The sequence below is a fragment of the Stenotrophomonas sp. GbtcB23 genome, assembly GCF_019091045.1.
GTDB classification, from domain to species: domain Bacteria; phylum Pseudomonadota; class Gammaproteobacteria; order Xanthomonadales; family Xanthomonadaceae; genus Stenotrophomonas; species Stenotrophomonas rhizophila_A.
On the sequence record NZ_JAGXKC010000063.1, the window covers coordinates 1 to 12,212 of the forward strand.

Here is a 12,212-nt window from a genome sequence, read left to right on the forward strand (position 1 = left end):
TAAGGGATCGCAGCTTCTCGTCGGCCAGGTCAGTAAAGAACCGGGTCCGGGCATCCACCGGCACTGCCATGCCTGGTACTGCGCTGACCAACACCGCGTGTTCATTGGGACGGCGGACCACTTCGATATGGCAGGCACCGGAAAGCCGATGGGCCGCCCGGATCACCTCTTCAAAGGTGTAAACAGCGCTGTCGACGACAAATTCTGAGCTATCCATTGCCCATCCCCTGTTGGATAGGAGGACTTTGCTCTTCGATGGAGCCTCTGGCAAGCCTCGAGACGCCTGCCTCAACATCGGGTGGCTGGAGCCTCGATGCCGACCCAAGCCACCCAGTGCCGAATATTTAGCCTGGCAATTGCTTGATTTCAGACAGTTTTTGCAACTGCTGGAGGTGATCGGGCCGTCGCTTGGCCAGCCAGCGAACGACGGCCGGGTTGTTAAGCAAGGCACTTCCCACGTGGGTTTTGATGATTTCCAGTTGGAGGCTTGCCGGGCCAAATCCCTCCTGTAGCGTCTCGGTATCGGCCTGCAATGCAGCCAGCTCCTGTTCCAGGCGCTTCAGTGCCTCGCTCGGTGTGGCATCTGTCTTTCTTTGGGCGGCTTCCGGGACCAGCTGGTCCGGGGAGCTGTTGCGTAGGAGGGCTACTGCCAGTCGAGTCGAGTAGGTGTTGAGATTCACCATGGTTTGCGCCGCATCGATCTGCCGCATCGGCTTCATCTGTTTAAGCACGTTGAACATCCCCGAGGTTGCCGGCTTCTCCGCCAACAGGACGATGGCTTCAGGGCAAATGCCGTCGAGGAGCCTGAACTTGGCCCGGATGGTGTTGACTGACAAGTCCAAGGCCTCGGCGAGCTGGGCAACCGATACCCCGCCCTCGGCGGCTTTCAGGATCATCTTGTGCGCCTGGATCACCGACAGGCTATTGACCCGCTTGTTGTAGGTGTAGCCCTCGTCGTCCGTGGAGATGAGGCACAGCGCCTTCGTAACGCCCAGATCTCTGAGCGCCTCTAGCCGCATATGACCATCCAGGACAAGAAAGCGGCCGGGTTGATCACGGTCCAAGGTAACGATGATCGGCTCAACGATGCCGATGGTCTCGATGGATTTTACGATTTGGCGATACTTCACAGAGGCCTTGGCGCCGGCAGGTAACGCGACGGCCGCTATGAGTAAGGAGAGATCCACGTCAACGCAGTTCTTCTCAAACGCTAGTCGTAACCCTGGTCCTTTGGCGCTCATCGGCGGGCTCCCTTTTCAGGGACGAGGTCCGCGAGAGGGCGGGGCACCGTCGTCAGCTTCTGCGCTTGAAGAAGCGCGACGAACTCCTCGTCGGCATATAGCTCCTTGAACACTTGCCGGGCAACCAGCAAGGATTGCTGCACATATTCGGACTTCATCTGGATGCGTTGGTGGGCCTCAACGTCGCGCTTATAGAGTTTGGCAAGCTCCTCGCGACCCATGGGCTTTCGCGAAGCGCCCTTCACAAAGTCATTTTTTGCCTGCTTGCCGCTCCGGCTCCGGTGTTCCAAGATCTGGCGAATGCGGAAAATCTGCTTCCCCCGGAGGTCACCTTTCTCATAGGCGTCTTGAAGAAGCTTCTGAGTCTCAACATCGGTCGCTCGAGCGATGCCTACAGCCAAGTGCAGGGGTATGTGTCCGGCTTCGGCAGCAGCGAGCAAGCGCTTCTCTCCTTTCTGCAGTAGCGTGGTCACATTGTTGACCCAGGACGGCGAGCACCCCAACTTCTCAGCGACCTGAGAATCCGAATAGCCGCGCTCCCGGAGCAGGCGCACATGTTCTAACGTTTCAGCGGCACGGGGGGTCCTTCGGGCGACGTTCTCCACGATGCTCATGACGTGCGCCGTGCTTTCATCCACTTCGATGACGAAGGCCGGGATTTGCCGATGCCCCAGAAGTCGGCAAGCTTCCATGCGTCCCTGACCGCAAACCAGCGCATAGGGTTGACCAGTTGGGCTGTCTGGCGTCTGGCGGACGGTGATTGGGCGCTTAAGGCCAATCTGCTCGATGCTCCGAACGATAGCCTTGTGGGCACGATCGTTGCGGGCGCGTGGGTTCGAGATTGCGATATCGTCGACTTCCAGCATCTCAACTTGCGATGAAGTCGAGTGATTGGACGGCGGGGACTTCTTCATGCGCTCTCCTTCAGCGGCGCTCGGCCGGCCAAGTGATAGAAGTTGTGGAGGTCGTCCGTGCGATACAGGTCCAGCCACAGCCCGTTGCTGTCCAGCTTCGGCAGCTCGGACTGACTAAAATCCAAGGAAGGGAAGACGTAGTAGTCGTAAGGGACTCGGTTATCAGCGCACAGTCGGGCGACGAGGGTTACGTCGGGCTGGAGGCCGTTCTCGAACCTCATCCGCCAGCGCATTGAGCCTGCGCGGGTTGGCTTGCATGGGGCCACTACGAGTGATGCAGTGAACTCGCCGTTGACCAGCAGCAGGCCGGTATTGCCGTGAGGCTGCACGTGGCCGCCAGCCGCTTCGATCTGCCGGCTCATGTTCGCAACGATGGTTGGGTGCATTGCCCGTAGAGCACGATTGATCTCTAGGTAGGCGTAGTCCCTGGCGGGCGTATAGCCAACAAGCCTGTAGGCGCGCAAAAGACTGCCGAAGCGGGAGCGAAACGCCGAGCTGGAGGGAAGGGCTTCTTCTTCGTCGATCATCAACCCAGACAGTGCCCCGTGCTTGGCCAGCAGCTGTCGAAGCATTCCTAAGAGCTGGTCGTCTTCGTAGTGCGAGGAGCGCTGGGCGATGATCTGCCGGACCTGGAAAAACTGCTCGGTCGGAACGAGGGCTGGGAAGGCTTCAGCTTTTCGCACCCATTCCTCCGGTGGGTTCTTCACATGCTGGGCTTTCAGCTTGAAAGAAGTCCGGTTGTAGACATTGTTCCCGATGTATTTCTCGTTGGTCAGGATCTGGTGGACGACCCCGCGCGACCAAGGCCTACCGGTCTCCGTGGCAACATTCTCTCGGTTGAGGATGGCCGCGATGACTCGCTCCGGGTTGCCATTGAGGAACAGCTCGTAGATGCGTCGGACGACAGAGAGCTCGTCCAGGGGGCCAGGCACAAGCACGACCCGGTCGGTCTGGATACTCTTATGCTGCCCCCGGGCCAGGAGCCCTTTGGGTTGGCGCTGTTCGTCCAGCAGTTGGCGCCTCAGGCCGTAACCGGCTGTCCCACCCTGACGATAGCCGTGTTGGACTATCGTGCAGGCACCGCGGAAGACCTTCACCGACAGCTCTCGGCTGTATTCGGCCGCCATGCCCCGTTTAAGGCCGATCATGATGGCGGAGGGCAGGGAACCGTCGTTCTGGAAGGGCTCCGCGCAGTAGACGATGGCTACGCCCCGCTTTTTGCATGCGTGGACGTAGCTCGCAGCTTCATCCGGATCAGGAAACCTACCCCAACGGCTCACGTCGTAGACCAAGATGAGCTCAAAATCCCGGCCGGGCCCTTGGACGTCGGTGAGCAGGCGTTGAAGTCCGGGTCGCCCCTTTAGGGTCAAGCCGCTCTTGCCAGCGTCCTCGTAGGTTCGGACGATCTCGATCCCGTGCGCCTTGGCGTATTCGGCGATGGCCGAAGCCTGGTTCTCAGTCGAGTAGCGCTGGTGCTCCGTCGACATGCGCACGTATTGCGCTGCGCGAAGGCCTCTGGCCCCGTTCTGTGCTTTGCTTACTTCCGTGTTCTTATCCGGGGACACAGAAACGTCTCAGTCAGGCCGATACATCCACCTGACGCTAGGCCGATGCCTTGACCATCACGTGACGGTCTGACGTTGGGCCTGAAGCAGATCATGTTCGTGAGGCTGCAACTGAATGCAGCTCTATATGGTTGTGGATTCCAGCCTCACCTCAGCTATTATCAGCAGGCCTGATAGCCTCACCTGAAGAGCCCTCCTGCGCCCACAGAGCCACCTTGGGGCAGCGCTTGCTCGCGCTCAACCCGTGGCCAGCACGTTGCGTGCGTAGCTCAGCCAGCCGTCCGCTTGGGGTGCCATTTTCTCGTCCGCAAGCTTGCCAATCGGACCATCCGCAGTTCGTAGCGCGCTCACCGAGCGAACGAGAGCGATGTTCTGTTCGATGTGCTCAAGCAGCTCGGTCGGGCGAGGATGTGACTTAAGCGACGCCATCAGAACCGCGTCCATCACTTGGACTTGTGCGAACAGGCTCAAGAACGTCGGGTCCTCGATAAGTTCCATTGTGCCCTCCTCGCGGGCCTTGTCGTTGGCATAGCCAGCGTAACGCAAGGAGGGAAACGGCTTCGATCCTGGAGTTCAATTAGCCCATTGCGCCGGTCATTCGCCGCTGGAATACGTGTTGCGGCAATGTTGCGAATTAGACGTTGCCTACGTGCCTTGACCGTTAGAGGCATTGCTGCACAAGGCTTTGCCTGCATATGATCTAGCTGCACCCTATCTGCTTCATCAGCGGGGTGTGTTCAGCGGGCTTCTGGGTCACGCGGGGTCCATCGGTGGCGGGGCCTTGGGCAGGCCGGACTCCACATTGTAGGGGAGGGTCGCACCTGCGGCTGCCGCCTCTGCCGAATTGGAGGTTGCGCCGACCTAAACGGTTAGCCGACTGAATGGTAGGGTCGGTCGCAAGACGACTGCCGATAGTGTGACCGCGGCCGGTAACGCATGACCTTCGAACCGAGAGACGCTTCCGTTTGCGCCCCATGCGCCACCGGGCGTTTCTCGTCTACGTGCGGTCGTTCGGGAATCGACCCTACCCATCGGGGCCCTTCGGCCAGCGAGGCTCAGCGATCGGCCAGCAGGATGCGGGGATGGGCCGCGAAGATCTCCATGACGATCTGGAAGTAGGTCTTGCCTTCGCCGGCATCGAGGGCCTCGAGCTGAGCGGTGATCGCGCGTACGTTGAAACTGGCTTCTGCATCCAGCTTCGTCTGCAGCCACGCGCGGGTGGCTCCCTCGCCGAGCGCGTTGCGGGAATGTTCGATGTCCCGCCAGATCAATGTCGCGCCTTCGTGTCCGGCCAGCACCCCATAGCCGCCGTACAGCATGTCATCCAGTGCATCCAGGCTGTGCCCGAGCTGCCAATCTTCGCCGGCCATGAAGACCCGGTTGATCTCGGCATAGAAGCTTGGGATGTCATTTACCGCGCTGCCTTGCAGCACCAGTACCAGTGGATCGGTGGTGGTCATTCAGTCCTGTCCCTCTGTATCTGGTCAACCCGACTCTAGCAGTGGCATCCCATCCGTCGAATCGCGGCGGCGTCGGGCATGTATATGGGAATTGCCAACGGTTATTTAAATGCGGCGATGCGACATGAAAGAGTGGACTTCTATTCACGAACCACTCCGGAGGCCGTTCTCCCATGTCCATCGCACGCTGCACGACGCCGTTCAAGGTAATCGGCACCACCGCATTGTCCGCCATGCTGCTGCTGGCCCCGCTGGTTTCCTCGGCCGAGGACCAGTCCTCGCCGCTGCGCACTTACCTGGCGGCCAAGCGCGAGGCCATCCAGGACCAGTCGGCCAAACCCGGTACGCCCACCGCGATCCACGCCAAAGTCACCGCCGAAAGCCGCTCCGGCGTACGTCGCCTGCGCATCGGGCCGACCGGCGAGTTCCAGTACATCAGCGACAGCGGCCGCAACTACGCCGGCTACAACCTCGGCGCCGGCTCCTGGGATTCGCTGGTCGGCACGCTGGCCAGCTCGGTGGCCGATGAGTACGTCGTGCAGGCGGCCGTGCAGGGCGTGCCGCTGGATGGCCTGGACGTCGTGTTCACCAGCATTCCCGAGCGCAAGAGCGAGACGCTGGCCTACCCCAACAACCTGTCCTATGTGGCCTACATCGATTCACCGGCCACCGACGCCCAGCTGCAGGCGCTCAAGCGCGCGGTGCATGAGAACTCCTCGGCCATCGACCTGGTTACCCGTCCGCAACAGGTCAGCCATGCCGATGTGGAGTACATCCACAGCGCGGCCGAGCGCGATCCGAAGTTGCCGCCGGGCCTGCGCGACTTCATCACCGAGGAGAAGCGCCCGGCGGTGCTGGCGCGACAGAAGCCGGGCGCCGCCAAGGCCAAGCCGGCCGAGCCGGAAACCCTGGTCGCCCGCGCCCATGTCGAGCCACGTACCGGCCTGCGCCGGGTGTTCCTGGGCAAGGACGGTTACCACCAGCAGCTGCACGACAGCGCCCCCGGCCTGCTCGGGTATGGCCTTGCCCCGACGGTGGAAGAACACCTGCTCGGCGTGACCGGTACCTGCCTGACCCACATCTTCGAAGTGCAGGCGGCCTCGCGCAACGTGCTGCTGGATTCGCTGGAGCTGACCGTGGATGGCCAGGTAAGCCCGCGCTTCGGCAGCAACGTGCGTTCGCCGGCGCGGTACAGCGACATCCGTTACAAGGTGCGGATTGAATCGCCGGCGTCGGAACAGGAGATCGATGCGCTGCGCCAGTCGGTCGAGGCAACGTGCCCGCTGTACAACCTGGTGAAGGACGAGCAGAAGCTGGAAGGCAGCATCGTGCGAGGCGCATATGCGGACGCTACGCGCTAAGCGCAGTCATCTGGCGCTTGCCCTGTGCACGCTGCTTGCCCCGACCGGAGCAGCGGAGGCCGTCGAGCCCGCAGAGGCGGCTGAAGAAGCAGCTGCGACAGGATCGCCTTCACAGGGTTCCAACGCGCGCACGCTGGACAAGGTCTCCGTACTCGGCTCGCAGATTGCCGGCGGCGGCGCGCAGGCGGCATTGCCGGTGGTCGCCGTGGATCGCGAGCAGATCGATGCCACCCTTGCCACCAACGGCAACGAGCTGTTCCGCAGCCTGCCGCAGTTTGGCGACGTGGCCATTACGGAGAAAGGCACCACCAACGCTGGCAGGAACTCCAACGTCGCACGCGGTGACGTGGGCTCCATCAACCTGCGCAACCTGGGCTCGAAGTACACGCTGCTGCTGGTCAATGGCCGCCGCACCGTGCAGCACCCGATCAGCAACAGCGGCGATGACACCACCTACAACGCCAACGCCATTCCGGTCTTCGGGCTGGAACGGGTCAACCTGCTGCTGGATGGCGCGGCCTCCATCTACGGTTCCGATGCCGTGGCCGGCGTAGTCGACCTGGTGATGCCGAGCAACCTGGCAGATGGCGGCGGCGTTCGCCTGAACTACGGCAAGGTGGCCGATGGGCACCGCGAGGAGGTATCGCTGGACGGGTACTTCGGCAGCGATTTCAGCGAAGGGCGCGGGAACCTATCGGTGCTCTATGGCTTCTCCAGCCGGACCTCGCAGCTCAATTCCGATGCCTGGTTCACCGCCACCGACGGCCGCCGCCCGCTGGGCGACGGCACCAGCGTGCCGGACCCGAACGGGACCACCGGGTTCAGCACCCGAACGCCGTGGGGGCATTTCGATACCTATACCGGCAGCCGGCGCACCGGCAGCTGGTACGTCAATCCCACCACTGGCGCGCTGACCTCCGGCACGGTGCCCACGCGCTATCACTACGATTCGGCGGCCGAGCCGGGCATCACCACGTCACCGGCCATCCGCAAGGGCAACGTGTTTGCCACGGGACGCTTCGACGTCAATGACAGCGTGCAGCTGTTCGGTGAGCTGGGCTATTACCGTGCCACTTCCGAATCCTGGGTGAGCAGCGAGTCGGGCTTTGGCGGTGATGGCTTCCTGCTGCATATCCGCCCGGATGCGTACTGGGTTCCCCAAGCACTGCGTGGTGCCGATGCGATACGTCTGCTCAACTACCAGTTCGCCGATTCGGACATCCGCCGGGTGAAGGTGGACAACGACCAGTCGCGGGTACTGCTGGGCGTGCGTGGCTGGACCGAGGGCGGCTGGAACTGGGAAACCGCGTTGCTGTACTCACGCGCGCGCAGTACCGATACGCAGCAGGGCGGGCTGACCGATGCCTTCATCGAAGCGGTGAACCGCACCGACGCCAGTGCCTACAACCCCTTCAGCGGCGGCGACCCCGCCAGCATCCGGGTGGGCGATGCCACGCCGTACGACACCTCGTCATTCATCGGCGAGGCGACCCGCGAAGGCACCACGGAACTGGCGCTGTGGGACTTCAAGGTGAACCGCTCCGACCTGCTGACCTGGTATGCGGGCGACATCGGCATGGCAGCGGGGGTGGAGTACCGGTATGAAAGCCGCCGGGATGACCGCGATGAAAACATCGATGGCAGCAACCCCTACACCGACTGGTATACCGGTACGGTCGCGGCCAGTAATTTCTTCACCCACAGCCCGCGCCCGGATGTGCGCGGCAGCCGCAACGTCAAATCGGCGCTGATCGAATTCGCGGTGCCGCTGGTGTCCCCGGCACAGGGCATCCCGCTGGTGCAGTCGCTGGACCTGCAGCTTGCCGGCCGTTGGGAGGATTACAGCGACGCCGGCAAGGTCGGCAAGCCGAAACTGGCGGCGGCGTGGAAGGTGGTGGACAGCCTGCTGCTGCGTGGCTCGGTAAGCGGCGGCTTCCGTGCACCGGGACTGGAGCTGGTGAACTCCCCGCCGACCTATGGCTTTGGCTTCAACAACGACGCGGTCCGCTGCCATGCGCTGGTCACCAAGGGCGCGCAGCCCGATTACACCGCCTGCTTGAATGCCTTCAGCAGCGGTTCGTCGGTGAAGCCGTCGGTAAGTTCCGTGACGTCGTACGGCGACGACGTCGAACCGGAAACCACACGCCAATCCTCGTGGGGCGTGGTGTTCGAGCCGCAGTTCCTTCCCGAAGGGCTGGGGGCTGTCAGCCTGAGCGTGGATGCGTGGCGGGTGAAGGTGGAGAACCCCATCAGCACCATGGGTGAGGAGCTGCTGTACGACGCGTACCTGCGCGTGGTGGAAGGCAGCAGCAACCCGAACGTGGTGCGGGCGGCGGTGACGGCGGAGGATATCGCGCAGTTCGAAGGCTCCGGCCTGGCGCCGGCTGGCGTGGTGACGCACATCTACAACCGCTACCAGAATCGCCGGCCGCTCACCGCGTCGGGCGTGGACTACAACGTCGGCTGGCGCCTGCCCGAAACGTCGTGGGGCAACTTCTCGCTGCTGATCAGTGCAAGCCAGCTCAAGGAGTACACCCAACAGAAACCAGCCGAGATTCAGCAGGTGGCTGCGGCCATCGCCAGCGGGCAGCTGGACATCCTGGTCCCCGACCTGGGGGCGGCCAACGAAGTGGGCATCAACGGCGCGAAGCCGGAATGGCGGGCCAGTGCCACCTTGATCTGGAACCTGCAGGACTGGACGGTACGCCTGCGCGATGACTACATCGACAGCGTGACCGCCGGCGCTTACGCCGACCGCACGCCGTTCGTGGTCGGCTCCACGCAACGCTGGGCGCTGTCGGTAAAGAAGGAGTTCACCCGAGGGCGGTTGAGTGGCACCGCAGTGGAAGTGGGGGCGCGAAACCTGTTCGACAAAGAGCCGCCGCTGAGCGCCACCGGCAACTACCTGAGCGCGCTCCACGAATCCTATGGACGCTACCTCCACCTCGGTATTGCGAAGAACTGGTGAACATCATGAAGACGCATGCAGTCGTTTCGCTGTTCGTGGTCACCCTGCTCGCAACCGCGTGCAGTCCGCAGGACCGGGCCACAGGGGTGCCATCCGCATCCGCAGCCGCAGCCGCGGCGCTGGATTTCCAGGACCAGCACACGCAGTGGGTCCGTGAACGCAGTGCGGACCTGAGCAAGCCGGATGGCTGGACCAGCCTGATCGGACTGCACTGGATCGAAGCCGGCAAGCGCAGCGTGGGTGGGGGCGCGGACAATGCGATCCGCCTGTCCATCGCGCCGGATCGACTGGGCGAGGTGGAGCAGCGCGCCGACGGCCTGTACTTCCAGGTCGCCGAGGGCGTTCCCATTACGGTTGACGGCAAGCCGGTACAGGGCGAAGTCCGCCTGGATCCAGAGGGGGCAGGCGGTGGAACCAAGCTGGCCTATGACGAAGGCAGGGGCCAGATCACCGCGATCAAGCGCGGTCAGCGCCTTGCCCTGCGCGTGCGGCATGCGGACGCGCCGGCACGGCGGGACTTCGCAGGCCTGGATTTCTTCCCCGCCGATGAAGCCTGGCGCGTGCAGGCGCGATTCGTTCCGCACCCGGCCGGCAGGACGCTTCCCATCGTCAACGTGCTCGGCGAGGTCGCCGACAATCCCAACCCGGGCTATGTGGTGTTCGAGAAGGAGGGGCATGAGTGGCGGCTGGAAGCGTTGGGCGATCCGGCCAAGGGCTTGAACCTGATGTTCCAGGACCAGACCACGGGCAGGCTCACCTACGGAGTGGGGCGCTACCTGCGCACCGACCCGGTCGCGGCAGACGGCACGGTGGTGGTGGACTTCAACCGCGCGCACAACCCGCCCTGCGCGTATACGGAATTCGCCACGTGCCCGCTGCCGCCGCCGGAAAACCGCCTGGCGCTGCAGGATGGCAACGGCGAACGCACGCGGCTGGCAGTGCTGGCCGGGGAGAAGAAGTATGCGGGGGGAAATCACTGATCCTCCCCGACGATGCGGCAATGGCTGCCGGCTGAACAGCCCGTGCGGCGTTGACGCTACATCCACGGCTTTTCACAAGGGGTTCCCGGCACCGCGCAGACACTGGCGCTACGTCATGAAGCGAGGAGCCAACCATGAATCTCTCTACCCGAAACGTGCTGTGTGCAGCCGCCCTGATGGCATCGGTGTTCAGCGCCAGCGCCCAGACCTACGGGCCGAAGGATGAAGGGCGCCGCTTCAACGATGGCACCAAGGTGGTCTGCAAGAACGTCGAAGTGCAGCGCAACAGCCGCGACCCGAACCGCATTGCTGGTACCGCCACCGGTGCGGTGGTCGGTGGCCTGCTGGGCAACCAGGTGGGCGGCGGCAGCGGCAAGAAGATCGCCACCGTGGCGGGTGCGGTAGCCGGCGGCGCGGCCGGTCGCCAGATCCAGGGCAACTCACAGAGCAAGAACGGCGACCGCGTGGTGGAGCGCCAGTGCTATCGCCGCTGACGCGGGAGAAGTGTAGGCGTCAGCATCACCCCAAGGGCTGGCCAAGTGCCAGCCCTTTTCCATGTCCGCGTGTCAGCGCGGACGGATGGAGGGGAACGAGCACGCAGGGGCCTTCACGAGCGCTGAACGCCGCCGGGTGCATTTTTTCACCCGCAAATCGGGGGGTTTGATCAAGGGCGGTATTCCCGTCGGCCGGCGCTTCGCAAGTGCTGGCTGGGGTATACGCTCGTTGGGGAGTCCTTCCTATGCGCATTCCGCCTTGGTTCCTCTGCTGCGCTGCCCTGCTGGCGCTCCCATGCCTTGCGTACGCCGACTCAATGCCGCAAGGCTATCGGGAAGGCTGTGACCGAACGAACACGGCGAACTACAGCGGGTACATGTCGCCCGGATGGAATACCAGCTCGCCCAAGGCGATGATCTTCGCCTCGGACAGCCAGTATCCACGCACGCTGGACAACCCTCATGACCCAGCAGGCGCTGCGGCCGCCTTGCGCAAGGTGGTGGCCGACATCGCCGACTACCGGCGGCGCGTCAGCGGACCGGTGCCGCTGGTGGTGAATGGCGACATCACCGAGCACGCCCATGGCGACCAGCGCGCCTTCGTCCAAGGCCTGTTTCCGCAGCTCGCCGGCGGATCGGGAGAGGCCTTGATCCTGCCCGGCCTGGGCAACCACGACTACGGCAACAATGTCGATGATTGCGCCAACAACGGCTGCGCGCGCGACGCCATCTGCGATCACATTCACTGGGTGGACGAGATAGGGCCGGTAACCGAGGACTATCACTATGCCAAGCCCGTACATGAGGGCAGCTATTCGTACATGGTGTACGTGGGTTCGGTGGCACTGATCCAGTTGAATGACTCTCCCTTCTATGAGCGTGAGTTTGAATCCGGCACCGGTCTTCCCTTGGATCCCAAGATCAAGTTCAGGATCACCAGCTCGTTACGCTGGCTTGAAGGCGCGTTGCGCAAGGCCCGACAAGACAACAAGCATGTTTTCCTCAACCTGCACAAACGCAGCGCGTGGCCCAGCGGCGATACCGCGCGCTTCAAGCACCTCATCCAGTCCTATGGAGTACAGGCGGCGTTTGCCGGCCACTACCACAATGATCTGGGTTTTGCTCCTGGTACGTCGGGGAACTTTGGGTCGGTTCCCGTGTTCCAGAGCGGAGCCCTGTTCAATGAAACCTACCTGGTCGTGGAGATGGATTACGCCGGCGGGTTGTTC

The 12,212-nt window shown here is 63.0% G+C and carries 11 protein-coding genes; 5 read left to right on the forward strand and 6 right to left on the reverse strand.

What is annotated here, in order from left to right:
* The 6 genes from KVS69_RS16940 to KVS69_RS16965 form a co-directional block, all read right to left on the reverse strand.
* On the reverse strand, nucleotides 1-217 hold a 217-nt coding region (locus KVS69_RS16940; RefSeq protein ID WP_217539072.1), incomplete at its 3' end, for a hypothetical protein.
* 127 nt (nucleotides 218-344) lie between these two features.
* Nucleotides 345-1,241 (reverse strand): plasmid partitioning protein RepB C-terminal domain-containing protein, encoded by an 897-nt coding sequence (locus KVS69_RS16945; RefSeq protein WP_217539074.1) that lies wholly within the window; start codon nucleotides 1,239-1,241, stop codon nucleotides 345-347.
* Complete coding sequence (locus tag KVS69_RS16950) at nucleotides 1,238-2,155, reverse strand: ParB/RepB/Spo0J family partition protein (RefSeq protein ID WP_217539075.1); 918 nt, start codon at nucleotides 2,153-2,155, stop codon at nucleotides 1,238-1,240. Before KVS69_RS16950 ends, KVS69_RS16945 begins: the two co-directional genes overlap by 4 nt.
* Nucleotides 2,152-3,720, reverse strand: coding sequence for a recombinase family protein (locus KVS69_RS16955; RefSeq protein WP_345776822.1), 1,569 nt, complete (start codon nucleotides 3,718-3,720; stop codon nucleotides 2,152-2,154). The genes KVS69_RS16950 and KVS69_RS16955 overlap by 4 nt, the downstream gene beginning before the upstream one ends.
* Nucleotides 3,721-3,957: 237 nt before the next feature.
* Nucleotides 3,958-4,218, reverse strand: a complete 261-nt coding sequence (locus KVS69_RS16960) for a hypothetical protein (RefSeq protein WP_217539080.1) — start codon at nucleotides 4,216-4,218, stop codon at nucleotides 3,958-3,960.
* A gap of 557 nt (nucleotides 4,219-4,775) precedes the next feature.
* Nucleotides 4,776-5,180, reverse strand: coding sequence for a barstar family protein (locus KVS69_RS16965; protein WP_217539082.1), 405 nt, complete (start codon nucleotides 5,178-5,180; stop codon nucleotides 4,776-4,778).
* Between the two features lie 173 nt (nucleotides 5,181-5,353).
* Here KVS69_RS16965 and KVS69_RS16970 point away from each other — a divergent pair, with 173 nt between their 5' ends.
* The 5 genes from KVS69_RS16970 to KVS69_RS16990 all read left to right on the forward strand — a co-directional run.
* Nucleotides 5,354-6,541: an OsmC family protein gene (locus KVS69_RS16970; protein WP_217539083.1), complete on the forward strand. Its 1,188-nt coding sequence runs from the start codon at nucleotides 5,354-5,356 to the stop codon at nucleotides 6,539-6,541.
* A complete protein-coding gene (locus KVS69_RS16975; RefSeq protein WP_217539085.1) occupies nucleotides 6,522-9,509 on the forward strand; it encodes a TonB-dependent receptor in 2,988 nt (995 codons plus the stop codon). Before KVS69_RS16970 ends, KVS69_RS16975 begins: the two co-directional genes overlap by 20 nt.
* A 5-nt stretch (nucleotides 9,510-9,514) precedes the next feature.
* Nucleotides 9,515-10,489 carry a DUF1684 domain-containing protein gene (locus KVS69_RS16980; RefSeq protein ID WP_217539087.1) on the forward strand — a complete coding sequence of 325 codons (975 nt, stop codon included), beginning with the start codon at nucleotides 9,515-9,517 and terminating at the stop codon, nucleotides 10,487-10,489.
* A gap of 176 nt (nucleotides 10,490-10,665) precedes the next feature.
* Nucleotides 10,666-10,983, forward strand: a complete 318-nt coding sequence (locus tag KVS69_RS16985) for a glycine zipper 2TM domain-containing protein (RefSeq protein ID WP_237334345.1) — start codon at nucleotides 10,666-10,668, stop codon at nucleotides 10,981-10,983.
* 245 nt (nucleotides 10,984-11,228) lie between these two features.
* Nucleotides 11,229-12,212 (forward strand): metallophosphoesterase (locus KVS69_RS16990; protein ID WP_217539089.1); only part of this gene is annotated, 984 nt, incomplete at its 3' end.